The sequence below is a fragment of the Roseobacter sp. genome (assembly GCF_045106495.1).
Taxonomy (GTDB): domain Bacteria; phylum Pseudomonadota; class Alphaproteobacteria; order Rhodobacterales; family Rhodobacteraceae; genus Roseobacter.
In genome coordinates this window covers 30,526-46,056 of the sequence record NZ_JBGCEQ010000035.1, presented here as the reverse complement: position 1 = coordinate 46,056, position 15,531 = coordinate 30,526, and the positions used below count along the sequence as shown (strand labels likewise).

Genomic DNA, 15,531 nt, shown 5'->3' with positions numbered 1-15,531 from the left:
ATTCTCCGCCTTGATCGCAGCATACTCAAACCACACTTGCCGCCAATCTGAAACGGTATTGTTTGCTGCAGTTTCGGTGGTTTTGCCGCATTGATCTGGGCGCATGGACGCACGGCTGCACATCCACTAGAATTCAAACACATAGCCGTGTTCGGTGCTTCATTGTATTGGCCAACCCGCCCATGAACATACTGCAAATGCGCATTTTGATTGCGGTGATTGACTGCGGCTCTTTCGCGGCTGCAGGCAACGCCATTGGCCGATCTCATTCCGCTATCAGCTTGCAAATCAAAGCGTTGGAAGAAGAATTGGCGGTCAGACTCTTTGACCGTACAGCCCGGCCGCCATCCCCAACGGCAAAGGCCCATGCTCTGTCTGATCATGCACGGAAGGTCATAGCACTTTTCGATGCATCCCAAGATGTGGTTTCGGGGCAGCTGGTACAAGGTCGGCTGACTGTCGGGGCTGTTCCGACAGTTCTGAGTAGTTTTTTACCAAATGCACTGGCCGAGTTGAAAGCCATTCATCCGGCGCTCGCTTTTGATGTGCGCAGCGGCAGTTCCGACAGCCTGGCCAAGCAATTGGCCGAAGGCGCGCTGGATGTGGTTGTCTGCACCCGGCCTCCGCGTCCAGTGCCAGGTTTGAATTGGCACCACATTGCCCACGAACCACTCGCCGTAGTTGCGCCCAAGGACGCAGTTGGCGACGCGCATGAATTACTGACGACGCAGCCCTTTATTTGGTTCAATCGGAAAACCTGGGCTGGAAGCCGCATAGAAGCCCAATTGAAAGCCCAGAGCATAGACGTGAGCGCCGCCATGGAAATCGACTCGCTGGACGCCATAAAATCAATGGTGCGCGAAGGTTTGGGCGTTGCCATTGTCCCAATTTGTCGAGGCAGCTCTGGCATCTGGCCCGGGCTAAGGTCTGTCCCATTTGGGGATCCGCCTTATTCCCGGGAAGTAGGTGCGCTTCTGGTCGACGATTCCGCGTCAGACCCGATGATCCAGACGTTCTTGCGGGCTTTATAGAGTTAACTATTCTCATGTAAATCGAAAGACATACTCAATACCATTAACAAATCGAATGGTTTAAACTATCTGTAACACCCATACTGGAGTTTAGCAGTGTTCGATAAAGAGTTTTTGGAAGACCCTTCGCATTTGCTGACCGCGGAGCAAGCAGACTTGCAAAAACGCGCCAAAGTGTTGGCAGAACGCGTGGCGCTGCCCCAGGCCGCTGAAACGGACCGCTCCGAGGCCTATCCCGACACCGTTGTAACAGAGTTAACCAAGGCCGGGTTCATGGGAATGTCCGTACCCGAGGCTCTTGGAGGGCCAGGCCGATCTTGTTTTGAAGTGGCACTGGTGGTCGAAGAATTTGCCCGCTGCTGTGGTGTGTCCGGACGGATCGTTGTGGAAGGCAATATGGGCTCAGTCGGTGCGATCATCGCCTACGGCACGGAGGCCCAACGCGAAACCGCCGCCCGGTACGTTCTGTCAGGTGACAAACCGGCCATTTGCATTACTGAGCCCGCCGCCGGGAGCGCGGCCACCGAAATGAAAACAACGGCTGAGCGCGACGGAGATACGTGGGTGCTTAACGGCTCCAAACATTGGATCACAGGCGGTGGCGTGTCGCGATTGCATCTGATTTTCGCGCGCGTTTTGGAGGATGGAGTCTACAAGGGTATCGGAGGCTTTATCGCGTTTTTGGGTGAGGCTGGGCTCGAAATTGGTGAGCGCGAACCAACCATGGGATTGCGCGGTATACCCGAAACAACCATTAATTTCAGAAATCTAGTGATCCCGACGGACCGTCTTGTCACGCCGCCCGAGGGGATTGAGCGCGGTTTTGCGGGTCTCATGAATGCTTACAATGCGCAGCGTGTCGGAGCTGCAACGGTTGCCCTTGGCATCGCTCGGGGTTCGTTTGAAGCCGCCTGTGTGCACGTCAAGAAACGCGAGCAGTTTGGCCGCCCGATCGCCGAGTTTCAGGGTCTGCAATGGATGTTGGCAGATATGTCTATCCAGATTGAAGCGGCGCGGATGATGATCTGGAATGCAGCAAGAAGTGCTTCGTACACCGAGTCAGGCTTTCCCGACCCAATGATGGCAGCGCAAGCCAAGGTCTTTGCCTCGGAAATGGCCGTCAAAGTCACAAACGATGCGCTACAATTGCATGGCGCGGGCGGCTATTCCCGCAACGCTCCCATCGAACGCATGCTACGGGACGCGCGCATGTTTACGATAGGTGGGGGTACGGCACAGATGCTAAGGAACCTAATTGCGGGAAAGGTTTTGAACATGAAAACACCCCAAACGCGAGGTGGTTACTTGGACGTGTCTCGCAACTAAGCTAAACATGCGCTGCCGGAGTGCTTACGCGACGATAGATTTTTCGTGAGTTGGTCGATCCTGAGTGCAATTTGGCCGTAAGCGACTATTTTGACGCTAACCCAAGTTGCTGAGGACTCCCAGAAATGCGCGCCGATACTGGTTCGACTATGCCACCGTCATTTAAGGATTTACGCGGCGTTCCGATTTCTTACCCGAATCGTGATGCGATCGATGGATTAGAGAACGCTATCTTGATGTCGTTGTCTTTCCGAGGCGACGCAAACGCAGCGATAGATCGAATTCTTGAGGAACATCCTGATTTCCTTATGGCCTGGCTGTTCAAGGCGGGTTGGCTAACGCAAGCAATGGAGACCCGAATTTATGATCTGATGCTTGAAAGTCTAAAGCAGGCGGAACGCCTTTTGCCAATAGCCAACGATCGCGAACGCGGCCACTTTGAAGCCGTGCAGGCATGGGTGCGTGGCGATTTTTTCGGGGCTGTGCAGAAATGGGAAGCGGTTTTGACGCAGTACCCAATGGACCTCCTGGCATTAGAGCTGATCCACTACACAATGGTGCTGTTGGGCGACGTGCCAGGTCAACGCGATGTTGTTGCGCGGGTGTTCAACCTTTGGGATGAAAGCATCCCAGGCTATGAATTCGTGCTTGGCTTCTATTCTTTCGGGCTAGAAGAAAATCGCGACTTTGCCCGTGCAGAAGAGCTGGCCCGTCAGGCTTTGGCCATTCGTCCCGATAATCCCTATGCCGTTCATACGGTCAGCCACGTGATGGAAATGCGCGGTCGGCAAGCTGGCGGTATTCGCTTCATGCGGGATCACGCAGGCACTTGGGGCACGTCGAATTTTGCCAATCACCTGTGGTGGCACACTGGCCTCTACCATCTTGATCTGGAGCAATATGATCAGGTTTTCGACATCTTTGATACGCATCTCGATTCTCGCAACAAGGATGGACATAAGTACGAAGAGCTGGATGCAGCCGCGCTGCTGTGGCGGATGAATCTGGTGGGTCAGGATGGCGGTGATCGCTGGACACATCTGGCAAACAAATGGGAGCCTGCGGCGCAGGACACTCTCTATGCCTTCAACGACGTGCACGCGATGTTGACTTTTGTCTCCGATGACCGCGTGGACGCACAACGGGCACTGTTGTCCGCCAACGAACGGTATCTGGAGAACGCATCCGACGCGAATGTGGCAATGACCCGCGAAATCGGGTTGCCATTCTGCCTGGCAATGCAGGATTTCAAACGCGAAAACTATGCAACCTGCGTGGATCGTTTACTGCCAATAAGATACATGACCCATCGCCTTGGTGGCAGTTACGCACAACGCGACATCATCGGCTGGACATTGCTGGAAGCCGCATTGCGGGCCAGGCGGTTCGATCTCGCCTTGGCTTTGGCCAACGAACGGACAGGTATCAAACCGACCTCAGCACAGAACTGGCGCGCTGTAGCGCGGGCTTTCGAAGGCCTGGGAGATCGCGGTCAGGCAGACAGAGCAACAGCAAAAGCGCAGTCATTGATTGCTGCATGATTCTCCCTGAGCGAGATCAAATTTTGAAAATTAAACCAGAACGCTTGCAAATTTGGCTCGTTTCGGGCCTTCTTAAGATGAGTTTTTTATGATTGATGCCCAATTTTTGTATGAGAGTAGCTTTGACAAAGACCCAATCTAACGGGCAGCGCGCACTACAAGCTCTTCGCGAGATGATTTTTTCCGGGCATCTTGCCGCTGGTTCAAACCATCTTGAATCCGAATTGGCCGAGTTGTTGGAAATGTCCCGTACGCCCGTTCGTGAGGCCGTATTGACATTGGAAGCGCAAGGTTTGCTCGAGTTGCGTCCGCGCAAAGGCGTTCGCATTTTGCCGGTGTCTCCGGAAGATATGCGCGAGATCTATGACGTCCTCACCGAGTTGGAAAGCTTGGCAGCTGAACAAGCGGCCCAGCAAGGGTATCGCGCTGCCCAACTGGCAAAACTGGCCCGTGCAATAGAGGATATGGAAGTTGCGGTCGCGGCTGAAGATCTGGAAAGATGGGCTGAATCTGACGACAGATTTCATACCGAACTGGTTCGACTTGGGCGCAATTCTCGCATTGAAAGCATCGTCATGATGATGCGGGATCAAGTGCGCAGGGCACGTGCGACGACGTTGTTCATGCGCCCCATGCCGCTGAAATCCAATGAGGCCCATCGCCGGGTGTATCAAGCGATCGAGCAAGGTGATGCCATCATCGCCCGGGCCGCACACCGCGCGCACAGACAGCAGGCGCGCGAGATGCTCGTAGAATTGCTTGAACGGCACCGCCTGCGCGCGCTTTGATCTATTGCGCTGGCCTTTGGGCTGGCACGAACCCATTTACCCGGCTTAATGTAAGCCCGTATCCAAGATGAAAATCGTAGGCGAATATGCATGACCGACTAAGAATTGTGTCCGTCACCTACAATAGTGCGGAAGTCATTGGGCAGTTTCTGGCATCGGTGCCCAAAGACATCGAAGTCGTGGTTGTCGACAATAACAGCAAGGACGCCTCTCGCGAAATTGCCGCAATGCATGGTGCGACGGTCATATCTTTGGCGAAGAACATGGGTTTTGGAACAGCTTGCAATCGTGGTGCTGCAAGCAACACCAAAGATTTCGTGTTTTTTTGCAATCCGGACTCTACACTGACCCCGGAATGTTGCGAGCTTTTGATAAAAGCCGCTGAAAACCATCCACGGGCCGGTGCGATGAACCCCGCTATTCTGAACGGCAAGGGTGCCCTGAGACTTGACCGCCGCTCCGCTCTGATTTCTCGCGATGAGTACACAGACAAAAAGTTTGCCGCACCCGGTAACAAGGACAGCGTACAAGTCAATATTTTGACCGGTGCTGCGCTGTTTTGTCGGCAAGCCGCTTTCGATGAGGTGGGCGGGTTTGATGAACAGATTTTCCTCTATCACGAGGATGACGATTTGGTTTTTCGCATGAGGAAAGCGGGCTGGACGCTTCGAATAGAACACGAAGCAACAGTGACTCATTTGGGTGGTAAATCTTCAGGTAGCGCCATCAAAAGCGCCGCCTTGAAATCCTATTTCATAGCACAATCGAGAATGTACGTGGAGAAACGGCATGGCCTTTCCGTGCCGCGTTTGCGCGCTGCATTGCGGGCAATTTTAAAGCTGCTCTCACCCCTAACGATCATTTCTGCGCGCAAACGTGCGCAGGCCTTGGCCTATTTGAAAGGAACCTGTCGCTTCGACATGGCGCGCTACCAAAACGGCGACTACATGCCATAGGTTTCGCAAGTTGAATTGAAGACGAAAAATTGCGGTCGGCATGGCGCGAAATGAAGAAGCGCTGATATTGACCATAAACGCGCCATCGATGGATCATATCCGGTGCGTTAGTGAAGATCCGCTTGACGGTGTGTGGATTATCAATCTGGTTCAATGCCACAAAAAACAATCGATCCGGCAACAAAAGCATTGCAATTGAAATGCGTCATATCGAATTGCAGTGTAAAACCCGCTCTGTTTGCCTTGACTTCCGCTTGTTCAAAAGGTGTATCTGGCGCGAATTTTGACCCCGAAGGGATATGCCATGCACGCCTATCGCACCCACTCCTGCGCTGATCTGTCCGTAGACAATGTGGGCGAAACCATCCGCCTTTCAGGTTGGGTACATCGTGTGCGCGATCACGGCGGCGTATTGTTCATAGATTTGCGCGACCACTACGGAATGACACAGGTTTTGTGCGACCCCGACAGCGCGGTTTTCGGCGATGTCGAAAAGGTGCGAGCAGAATGGTGCATTCGAATTGATGGGGAGGTCAAAGCGCGCGACGCCTCCTTGGTGAACCCGAAAATTCCAACAGGAGCTGTTGAGGTTTTTATCCGCGACATCGAGATTTTGGGAGCCGCCGCAGAGCTGCCACTACAAGTCTTTGGAGAGCAGGAGTATCCTGAGGAAACACGACTGCGGTATCGATACCTCGATCTGCGTCGCGAAAAAATGCAGGCCAATATGGCATTGCGCGCCGACGTGGTTGCATCAATCAGACGCAAGATGTGGGACAAAAATTTCCGCGAGTTCCAGACGCCGATCATTACGGCCTCCAGCCCCGAAGGCGCACGCGACTTCTTGGTTCCGTCGCGGCTTCATCCGGGCAAGTTTTACGCGCTGCCCCAGGCGCCGCAACAGTTCAAACAGCTATTGATGGTTTCGGGCTTCGACAAATACTTTCAGATCGCACCCTGTTTCAGGGACGAAGATCCCCGGGCTGACAGATCGCCGACAGATTTTTACCAACTCGATCTGGAAATGAGTTTCGTTGAACAACAGGATGTCTTTGATACAATCCAGCCTGTTCTGACCGGCATTTTCGAGGAGTTCGGTGGCGGCAAATCTGTTGATCAGGACTGGCCGCAGATTTCCTACAAGGATGCGGCACTTTGGTATGGATCGGACAAACCGGACCTTCGCAACCCGATCAAGATGCAGGTCGTATCCGAGCATTTCGCCGGGTCAGGCTTTGCGATTTTTGCCAAGCTTCTTGAAAACGAAGGCACCGAAATCCGGGCTATCCCGGCACCTTCAGGCGGCAGCCGTAAGTTTTGCGACCGAATGAATGCTTTTGCGCAAAAAGAAGGCCTGCCAGGAATGGGCTATATTTTCTGGCGCGATCAGGGCAACGGCATGGAAGCCGCCGGTCCGCTGGCCAAAAACATGGGTCCAGATCGGACGGAGGCCATTCGCCAACAATTGGGGCTGGAAGTGGGCGACGCGGCCTTTTTCCTAGGCGGCAAACCGAAGACTTTCGAAGCCATTGCGGGCAAGGCGCGCAACGTGATCGGTGCGGAACTTGGTTTGACAGATGAAAACCGGTTTGCCTTTGCCTGGATCGTCGATTTTCCGATCTACGAAAAGGATGCGGAAACCGGCAAGGTTGACTTTGAGCACAACCCGTTTTCCATGCCCCAAGGCGGGATGGCTGCATTGGAGGGGGATCCGCTTGATGTACTCGGCTACCAGTATGACTTGGCTTGCAATGGGTATGAATTGGTGTCGGGCGCAATCCGAAACCACAAACCCGAGATCATGTTCAAGGCTTTCGAGATCGCGGGCTATGGCGAGGATGAAGTGCGCAAGCGATTTGGTGGTATGGTCAACGCGTTTCAGTATGGCGCGCCACCGCATGGCGGTTGTGCTGCAGGGATCGACCGCATCGTCATGCTGCTCGCGGATGAAAGCAACATTCGCGAAGTGATCCTTTTTCCGATGAACCAACGTGCCGAAGACTTGATGATGTCTGCCCCCTCAGATCCCACCAGCGATCAGTTGATGGAACTGGGGCTGCGGATCATTCCGCAAGAATAAGCTGCGTTTAATGCGGTTGGCCTGCCAATCGACCTAATCTAGCGATCGCATATGAAACCCGATGACTCATCATATCTTGGCACGCCGGTTCCGAATTGGGTACCACCGGTCGCTCCAGTCGGCGTGCCATTGACCGGACAATATGCAGCTTTGGAAAAACTCGACGCGAATAGGCATGCAGGTTCGCTGTATCGGGCCTATGAGGGGAGCGACGCTGTCTGGGACTATATGCCATATGGCCCCTTTTCATCTGTGGACTTCTACCAAAGCTGGATGCTGGAAGCCGTGCTGGACCCCGAAACACTTTTCTATGCCATTCGGAACCTGGAGACGGGGCGTTGGGAAGGTGTCGCCAGTTACTTGCGGATTTCCACCCAAAATGGGTCTGTCGAAGTTGGGCATATCAACTACAGCCCGGCGCTACAGCGCACCCGCGCGGCAACTGAGGCGATGTACATGATGATGGATTGGGCCTTCGCGAAAGGTTACAGAAGGTACGAGTGGAAATGCAACGCCTTGAACATGAGGTCGCGGAGGGCGGCACAACGCCTTGGGTTCAGCTTCGAAGGCGTGTTTCGACAGGCGACGGTCGTCAAAGGCCGCAATAGAGATACAGCCTGGTTTGCAATAATTGACAGTGAGTGGCCTGCTTTGAAAACAGCGTTTGAGACTTGGTTGGCGCCATCCAATTTCGATGCATCAGGTAACCAGATCCAACGCCTTGGCGATCTCACACAGGTCGTGCGAGTTGCCAGTGATCCGGACCTCTAGATCGCGATTTTCTGCGTCAAACGTTCCTGAATCAAACTCGCAACCGCTGTTGCTTCCGTCTCCGCAGACTCGCCGGCGGCACGACGTTTGGCCAGGTCAGTCGCGGCTTTTTCGAGAACGTCATCCTGCGCGGAACGCGCAACGCCTCCCAGAAATTGGGCAACATAGTCCAAGGCCCTGTCGTCTGCCGGATCTTGAAGCACGTCGGCGATATGCGCCATGTCATCCTGAAACGCCATGCGATCTGGATGAATAACTTCATCCGAGAGTTCGCGCAGACCGGTAGGTTGGCGATCGGCGGGCAGATTGCAAAGGATAGCCTGCTGGAAGGCTGCCAGAGACGTGATCGGTTTTTCCAGGAAACCATCGGCGCCCGCAGCCATGGATACTTCATCCCCGTCCAGATCTCCGGATGTTGCCAGTACCACGTCCACACGCGGTTCGGTTTGGGTCAACTCCGTAATCAAGTCCACACCACTGCCGTCTGGCAACCCCAGATCAACGATGACAACAGAAGGTCGGTACACCTGAAGATGCCGGCGTGCAGATCGCAAACAATCTGCTCTGCGGATACGGGCCCCACTGCGCAAACAGAGCAGACGCATAGCCTCGCAGGCGAAGCGACTGTCTTCGATTACAAGAACCGTCAGGCCCAACAATGGACGTGTTGCTGTCGGTGCAGGTATTGTTGCAGCGAAGGGGTCTGTCTTATCCATAATCGACTCCGGGGTGACTCGGTTTCGACTCAGCATGGCTTATATATGGCTAACAGCCCGTTAATGGCTCCGACGCGCCTGCGACGGTGCGACACTTGCATCCCAGTGCACGCAGCAGCATAAGCGCGATCAATCACGTCGATGGGAGACTTCATATGATTGGCCGGTTGAATCATGTCGCAATTGCGGTCCCGGATCTGGATGCAGCCGCAGATCAGTACCGGACGGCCTTGGGTGCAAAAGTCGGACCAGCGCAGGATGAACCTGACCACGGTGTCACAGTGATTTTCATCGAATTGCCCAACACAAAGATTGAGCTCCTCTACCCTCTGGGCGAAGACAGCCCCATTCAGGGGTTTCTGGATAAAAATCCAGCCGGGGGCATTCACCATATTTGCTATGAAGTGGATGATATTCTGGCGGCCCGTGATCGCCTTTTGGACACCGGCGCGCGCGTCTTGGGGTCTGGTGAACCGAAAATCGGTGCGCATGGCAAACCAGTGCTATTTTTACACCCCAAGGATTTCAACGGCTGTCTGGTCGAATTGGAACAGGTCTGAGGAAAGGTCGCAACGATGGGTATCACCTCAGCAATGGTGCTTTTTGCCGTGATATGGGCGATGACCTTTCTCATCGTCCTGCCCATTCGTGTAAAAACCCAAGGCGATCTGGGCGAAATCGTTCCAGGCACACATGCCGGCGCGCCGGAAGTTCACAATCTGGGCAAAAAGGCTTGGATCACGACCGCGATCAGTGTCGTGCTATGGATCGTGGTATCGTCGATCATTGTTTTCGAAGTTGTCACTGTACGTGATCTGGACTGGTTCAACCGCGGGAACCCTGCTGCGTCAACAAGTGAAACAAATGGGTAAATGTCGCAGCGCCCAGGATCGGGATCAGCAAATTCAAAAGCGGCACTGACAAGGGGATCGCCATTAAAAACCCTGCTACCCATATGGTCATCATATGGCGGGAACGAAGAACTTTGGCTTCTGCACGCCCGACGCGACGGATGGCGGCAAGCGTGAAATATTCGCGACCCAACAGGAAGCCGTTCAAGGCCCAGAACACGAACGGCGCTGCCGGGGCCAGAACCACGGTCACCAGCAGAAAGACATAGAGTACCAGCGCAAGTATATTTGCGCCAATCAGAACTCCCAGAAAACTCACCGTATCACGCAGGGCATCGCCAAAGGGTACTGCATTGGCTTTAGGCAAATGCGGATAGTGTTCGTCTTCGACCGCCTGCGCTACCTTATCGAGAAACATTGAGGTGATGGCCGAGGCAACGGGCATCATCAGGAATGTCGACAGTACCGCCAGCACAACGGCGGACCCCCAGCCAACAAGATCGTTCAGCCAAGTGACCTCGCCGATCAAGGGTAATGTCGCCTGCTCCCCGACAAGCCCGCCCAAGAGCCAAACAAAAACGGCTGAAACAGCGATCAGCAAGGCTAGGGTCAGGGCAACACCCGTTAGCAGCACCCGCCGAAAGCGGGGGTCGGGCATTTGCCCAAGCGCTGCGAAAAAGGCGTTTAGTATCATGCCCGCATCCAAGTGGTTATCGTCTCCAGATCCGGCCTTGGCCGTTCTGGCGGTGTCGCAGTTTCGGTACCTATATGGATCAATCCAGCAATTCTTTCATGGTTCTGCAGCCCGAATGCCTCTTGCATGAACCCGCGGTCATGGCTGGGCCACCCGCTGAGCCAATTTGCCCCCCACCCCGATGTAAGTGCCGCGTTCAAAAGCGCAAGGCAAACGGCACCCGCCGAATAGGTTTGCTCAATGCTGGGTATCTTTTCTGATGGTTTTTGTACTTCGATGACGGCGACCGCCAAATGGCCCTGATCGAACTGGCCACGTCCTTTGGTGATTTGTTCGGCGTCGAGACCCAAAGCGTGCCCGCGCTGCTCTGCAATTTCAGCCAGACGGGGCATCGCAGGTTTTTCAATCACGATGAAGCGCCAGGGTTCGAGTTTTCCATGGTCCGGCGTACGCGCCGCCGCTTGTAACAACGGCGCCAATTCTTCCGCCTTGGGGACCGGCATAGCCAGGGTTTTGGCAGGACGCGAGCGTCGTGTTATCAGGAAGTCGAGGGCAGCAGGGTTCGGAATGGGCATAGATTTGGATCCGGTCATCAAAGGAGTTGTGCAAGGTGATCGATTTCTGCCTTGAGAAAGGCATCAAACCGGGGACCTGGCTGTCGAATGTCGAGGGTCTGGCCAAGAGGATCCGGTGCCGAGATTGCGCTACCAGAGAGTGCTTCCAACGTGGCGTGTCCGCAAAACGGCACGTAGACCTCAGAGTACCCGCCTTCATGCACCAGCACCAAACGGCCGTCGCACAGGTTTTGCGCAGCCGCCTTGATGCGCAGGGTCATTTGCCGAAACGTCTCTGCCGTGGCCAACATACGGGCCATAGGGTCGATGGCACTGGCATCAAAGCCACATGCAACAATGATAATATCAGGGTCAAAGGCTTCGATCTGCGGCACAACAATGGTGTCCATGGCATGCAAATAAGCGGTGTGCCCAGCGCCCGCATGCAAGGGCAGATTAATGTTAAACCCAGCACCTGCCCCGTTGCCCCGGTCCGTGATCGCGCCTGTATCCAGCGGGTAATTGCCTTCCTGATGCAGTGAGATGGTCAGCACATCGTCCCGGTCATAATAGATGGCTTCGGTGCCATTGCCATGATGCACATCCCAATCCAACACTGCAACGCGCTGCGCCATGCCCTTGGATTGTGCTTCTTCGATGGCGATGGCGATATTGGCCAAGAGACAAAAACCATTGGGGAAATCCGGAAGGCAATGATGGCCAGGCGGACGCGACAACGCATAGGCGTTTTCCAATGCACCTGTCAAAACCGCGTCTACGGCTGTCACTGCCAGCCCGGCTGACAGGGCCGCGATCTCATAGCCGCCCGAAGCGAAGGGGGTGCGCCGCCCCAATTCCCCGCCTCCTGCGTCGGACAGTTGCTTGAAGGCATCCAGGTAGCTTTGCGGATGGACACGCAACAGGGCTTCCTGGCTGGCCATAGGTGCAGACCGCATGTCGAGCTCTGCAGAGATGCCTGTGACATCCATCAGGTTTTTCAACCGTCGTTTGGTTTCGGGGTTTTCAGGCAATCCGCCGGCAGCGAGGGGTTGCACAAGGCCGCCAACGGGCAGGGTATAGGCGTAGTTCCCACCTGCGTGCCAAAAACACTTCTCGTCCCAGAAAAACCCCGTCGCCATGGTAGTATTCGCCCTCTTTAGGTTTGATGGGAACGTGCCGCAGCTCTGCGCAGTTGTCCATGCAATAGCGAGGGGTTATTACCCAACTCGGGGCGCGTCTGCTTCCGAGAGTAACTCGGACACGTCAAGAGGATCATTTACCATCGCCAAGGCGCCGTTCTCATCGCGCGGCCAGTCCTCGGGCGCACGATCGCGATACAGTTCCACACCATTCCCATCCGGATCTCGCAAATAAACAGCTTCGCTGACACCATGATCAGCCGCCCCATCCAGAACGATACCCGCATCGGATACGCGTTTGATCACTTTCGCCAGGCTTCTTCGGTCAGGGTAAAGAAACGCAGAATGTTAAAGTCCGGTGTGACCGTCCGGCGCGGGCAAACCATCTTTGCTGTGCCAGGTATTCAAACCAATGTGGTGATGGTAACCGCCCGCGCCCAGAAAGGCCGCAGTGTCTCCAAAGCGTTGAGTCAACTCGAAGCCAAGAATATCGCGGTAAAACGCAATTGCGCGGTCCAGATCCGCGACCTTCAAATGGACATGGCCGACGCTGGGATGATTCAACTTTGACATGATATCTTCCTGACATGAATTCTTTGCCCGTAACGCTAAGACCGAACCCTATTGTTGGCCAGACACGTAACTGCACAGGATCTGTGCGGTCAATTAAGTGGCAATTCAGCAAAAACGCGCCATTTTACCGTGCATCGATGGGACTCTGTTTGCTGATTATGTTAACCTTCGGCCCAAACGATAGGGGTAACTCTTTGTCACGTACTACTCATCCACTCACTTCCGAGGAGTCATTGGACCAGTCCACAACGTCTCCACCGCTTTTGATGATCATGTTCTTCGGCCTGGTTTTTGGGCTGATGTTCGGTATTGCCGCCCTCCTTTTCACGAAAGAGGTTTTTGTTGTTTCGGCGGGACTCTTGGGAACTGCAGCAGGGTTCGCCTGGCACAATTTCTCCAGATCGCGTAACCCGGTAAGTGTTCTCAAACCCATCTGGAAACTGCGCCGAATCCACTGGATTTCGCTAGGTAGCATTGTCTCTATCTGCATCGCCAGTGTTCTGTTTGTCCTCAGCGTCGGTGTATTTAATGAAGAAGCCGGACAGCGCGTGTTCTACACTGCTGGCGCCTATGGCTTCTTTGCGTTTGGCGTGTCTTCATTCATATTCGGCCGCCAAAAGCAGTCCCAGGCACGGCGCAAATTAGCGCGCGCCAGCGCTGAACAAGCCCATGAATGGCATATGCAAGTTGATGCTGATTTTTGGTTTTCCAGAGCCAGAGCACGCTAACGCACCATTCCGACGATCTCATAGGTTTTTTCCAGGATGGGCACGGTGATTTCGCGCGCCTGCGATGCACCCCGTGCCAGTAGCCTGTCAATCTCCGTTGGATCTGCCATCAAACGTGCCATTTCGGTTGAAATCGGGGAGAGTTTAGCAACAGCCAATTCTGCGAGCAAAGGCTTGAATGCACCAAACTGCTGACCTCCGACCTCTTGCAACACCTCGTCCACGGATTTTTCGCTCAGCGCTGCGTAAATGTTTACGAGGTTGCGCGCTTCCGGGCGCTCCTCCAGACCCGCAGCTTCAGAAGGCAGAGCATCAGGATCTGTTTTCGCTTTGCGGATTTTCTTGGCGATTGTGTCGGCATCATCGGTCATATTGATCCGTGAGGCGTCGGACGGGTCAGACTTCGACATTTTTTTGGATCCGTCTCGCAACGACATCACCCGCGTGGCCGCCCCCTCGATGACAGGCTCCGTGATCGGAAAGAAATCGACCCCATAGTCATGATTGAACTTTGCAGCGATGTCGCGGGTCAGCTCAAGATGCTGTTTCTGATCCTCGCCTACTGGGACATGGGTCGCATGGTAGACCAGAATATCCGCGGCCATCAACGCAGGATAGCCAAAGAGACCAAGCGACACGTTTTGTGTGTTCTTGCCCGCCTTGTCCTTGAACTGCGTCATGCGTTGCACCCAACCCATCCGGAAAAAAAAAAAAAAAACCCAACCCAACTGCGCGTGTTCCGGCACCTGACTCTGATTGATAAGAATAGATTTTTCCGGGCTGATGCCACTGGCAATGAAGCCAGCCGCCAGCTCGCGCGTGTTGTGACGCAGATCCGCAGGGTCCTGCCAAACGGTGATCGCGTGTAGATCCACCATACAGTAAACGGTTTGGATACCTTCTTCCTGCATTTGTACAAAACGCTTGATGGCGCCCAGATAATTGCCCAGCGTCAACCCGCCAGAGGGTTGAATGCCGGAAAAGACGCGCGGCGTGAAGGTCGGGGGTATCATGGCGGGCTCCGTTCGGGCTGGAAAAGCAGGTTGCGCTGGCTTACCCATGGGCCAGAGCATCGTCAAGGAATGAGCCAATGCAGGACCACAAAGAAGCTTCTCCCGTCAATCCACTCCCGCCTGTGGTGGTAGTCTTGTTTCTGGCGATGGCTCTCCCAGAGGTAGCATTCGGTCTCGGCGCGCGCGGTCTCATCGGCGGTCCTGAAGCCGTAGGCTGGCGTCTGGCTGCTGTGCAAACCTATAGTTTTTCTGGTGATATTTTCGATTGGATGGTGGCAAACGGGCGATGGCTGCCCGACCACATGATCCGCTTTTTGAGCTACTCATTTGTGCATGTAAGCTTTACCTCCACACTCTTCGCCGCTGTACTTCTTTTGGCCCTGGGCAAACTTGTGGGTGAGGTTCTGGGTCAGATGGCCGTCGTCGTGCTGTTTTTTGGCGGCGCAATCTTCGGAGCATTGATATATGGTCTGTTGCTGAACGACCCAAATTGGCTGGTGGGCGGGTTTCCGGCTGTTTACGGGTTGATCGGCGGCTATTCCTTTGTGATGTGGCAAAGCCTCGGTGCGCGCGGTGAACAACAGCTGCGGGCCTTCAACCTGATTGCCATATTGATGGGGCTACAGCTGGTCTGGGGTGTGTTTTTTGATGTCGGTAACGGTTGGGTTGCCGATTTAGCCGGTTTTGTGTTTGGGTTTGCTGCGTCCGCTGCGCTTGTGCCCGGCGGCATTGCACGGGTGATTGCGTCCATGCGGCGGGATTAAGATTCC

Annotated in this window: 16 protein-coding genes and 1 pseudogene; 11 read left to right on the top strand and 6 right to left on the bottom strand. The window is 54.5% G+C overall.

Translation table 11 applies throughout. The features are described from left to right. The first annotated feature begins 182 nt into the window (after nucleotides 1-182). The 7 genes from AB8B75_RS18595 to AB8B75_RS18565 all read left to right on the top strand — a co-directional run bounded on the left by AB8B75_RS18595 (nucleotide 183) and on the right by AB8B75_RS18565 (nucleotide 8,493). Entirely contained in the window at nucleotides 183-1,031 is an 849-nt protein-coding gene (locus AB8B75_RS18595) for a LysR family transcriptional regulator (RefSeq protein ID WP_405364315.1), read from the top strand. A gap of 96 nt (nucleotides 1,032-1,127) precedes the next feature. Next, nucleotides 1,128-2,357, top strand: coding sequence for a 3-sulfinopropanoyl-CoA desulfinase (gene acdA / locus AB8B75_RS18590; RefSeq protein WP_405364314.1), 1,230 nt, complete (start codon nucleotides 1,128-1,130; stop codon nucleotides 2,355-2,357). 125 nt (nucleotides 2,358-2,482) lie between these two features. Then, nucleotides 2,483-3,898: a tetratricopeptide repeat protein gene (locus AB8B75_RS18585; RefSeq protein WP_405364313.1), complete on the top strand. Its 1,416-nt coding sequence runs from the start codon at nucleotides 2,483-2,485 to the stop codon at nucleotides 3,896-3,898. A 122-nt stretch (nucleotides 3,899-4,020) separates the two neighbouring features. After that, nucleotides 4,021-4,686 carry a GntR family transcriptional regulator gene (locus tag AB8B75_RS18580; RefSeq protein ID WP_405364312.1) on the top strand — a complete coding sequence of 222 codons (666 nt, stop codon included), beginning with the start codon at nucleotides 4,021-4,023 and terminating at the stop codon, nucleotides 4,684-4,686. An 86-nt stretch (nucleotides 4,687-4,772) separates the two neighbouring features. Further along, nucleotides 4,773-5,642, top strand: coding sequence for a glycosyltransferase family 2 protein (locus AB8B75_RS18575; protein WP_405364311.1), 870 nt, complete (start codon nucleotides 4,773-4,775; stop codon nucleotides 5,640-5,642). 304 nt (nucleotides 5,643-5,946) lie between these two features. Next, nucleotides 5,947-7,722 (top strand): aspartate--tRNA ligase, encoded by a 1,776-nt coding sequence (aspS, locus tag AB8B75_RS18570; RefSeq protein ID WP_405364310.1) that lies wholly within the window; start codon nucleotides 5,947-5,949, stop codon nucleotides 7,720-7,722. Nucleotides 7,723-7,773: 51 nt separating this feature from the next. After that, complete coding sequence (locus AB8B75_RS18565; protein ID WP_405364309.1) at nucleotides 7,774-8,493, top strand: GNAT family N-acetyltransferase; 720 nt, start codon at nucleotides 7,774-7,776, stop codon at nucleotides 8,491-8,493. Here the strand turns inward: AB8B75_RS18565 and AB8B75_RS18560 are convergent. After that, the gene (locus AB8B75_RS18560) at nucleotides 8,490-9,209 is read right to left on the bottom strand and encodes a response regulator (RefSeq protein ID WP_405364308.1); all 720 of its coding nucleotides are present in this window, start codon (nucleotides 9,207-9,209) and stop codon (nucleotides 8,490-8,492) included. The two genes, AB8B75_RS18565 and AB8B75_RS18560, sit on opposite strands and share 4 nt — an antisense overlap. Before the next feature lie 155 nt (nucleotides 9,210-9,364). On the opposite strand from AB8B75_RS18560, the gene mce reads away from it, so the two are divergent. Then, the gene (gene mce, locus AB8B75_RS18555; protein ID WP_405364307.1) at nucleotides 9,365-9,769 is read left to right on the top strand and encodes a methylmalonyl-CoA epimerase; all 405 of its coding nucleotides are present in this window, start codon (nucleotides 9,365-9,367) and stop codon (nucleotides 9,767-9,769) included. Between the two features lie 15 nt (nucleotides 9,770-9,784). After that, a complete protein-coding gene (locus AB8B75_RS18550) occupies nucleotides 9,785-10,081 on the top strand; it encodes a DUF1467 family protein (protein ID WP_405364306.1) in 297 nt (98 codons plus the stop codon). Here AB8B75_RS18550 and AB8B75_RS18545 read toward each other — a convergent pair. From AB8B75_RS18545 to AB8B75_RS18530, 4 genes and pseudogenes are all read right to left on the bottom strand, one after another. Next, entirely contained in the window at nucleotides 10,035-10,754 is a 720-nt protein-coding gene (locus tag AB8B75_RS18545) for an EI24 domain-containing protein (RefSeq protein WP_405364305.1), read from the bottom strand. The two genes, AB8B75_RS18550 and AB8B75_RS18545, sit on opposite strands and share 47 nt — an antisense overlap. After that, nucleotides 10,751-11,329, bottom strand: coding sequence for a nitroreductase (locus AB8B75_RS18540; protein WP_405364304.1), 579 nt, complete (start codon nucleotides 11,327-11,329; stop codon nucleotides 10,751-10,753). The genes AB8B75_RS18545 and AB8B75_RS18540 overlap by 4 nt, the downstream gene beginning before the upstream one ends. Before the next feature lie 17 nt (nucleotides 11,330-11,346). After that, nucleotides 11,347-12,447: a class II histone deacetylase gene (locus AB8B75_RS18535; RefSeq protein WP_405364303.1), complete on the bottom strand. Its 1,101-nt coding sequence runs from the start codon at nucleotides 12,445-12,447 to the stop codon at nucleotides 11,347-11,349. A 78-nt stretch (nucleotides 12,448-12,525) separates the two neighbouring features. Next, nucleotides 12,526-13,020: pseudogene (locus tag AB8B75_RS18530) on the bottom strand (VOC family protein). 266 nt (nucleotides 13,021-13,286) lie between these two features. Between AB8B75_RS18530 and AB8B75_RS18525 the strand changes: the two are divergent. Next, complete coding sequence (locus AB8B75_RS18525; protein WP_405364302.1) at nucleotides 13,287-13,748, top strand: hypothetical protein; 462 nt, start codon at nucleotides 13,287-13,289, stop codon at nucleotides 13,746-13,748. On the opposite strand, the gene trpS is transcribed toward AB8B75_RS18525, so the two are convergent. After that, nucleotides 13,745-14,761: a tryptophan--tRNA ligase gene (gene trpS / locus AB8B75_RS18520; RefSeq protein WP_405364301.1), complete on the bottom strand. Its 1,017-nt coding sequence runs from the start codon at nucleotides 14,759-14,761 to the stop codon at nucleotides 13,745-13,747. The two genes, AB8B75_RS18525 and trpS, sit on opposite strands and share 4 nt — an antisense overlap. A gap of 77 nt (nucleotides 14,762-14,838) precedes the next feature. On the opposite strand from trpS, the gene AB8B75_RS18515 reads away from it, so the two are divergent. Continuing rightward, nucleotides 14,839-15,525: a rhomboid family intramembrane serine protease gene (locus tag AB8B75_RS18515; protein WP_405364300.1), complete on the top strand. Its 687-nt coding sequence runs from the start codon at nucleotides 14,839-14,841 to the stop codon at nucleotides 15,523-15,525. Nucleotides 15,526-15,531: the final 6 nt, after the last annotated feature.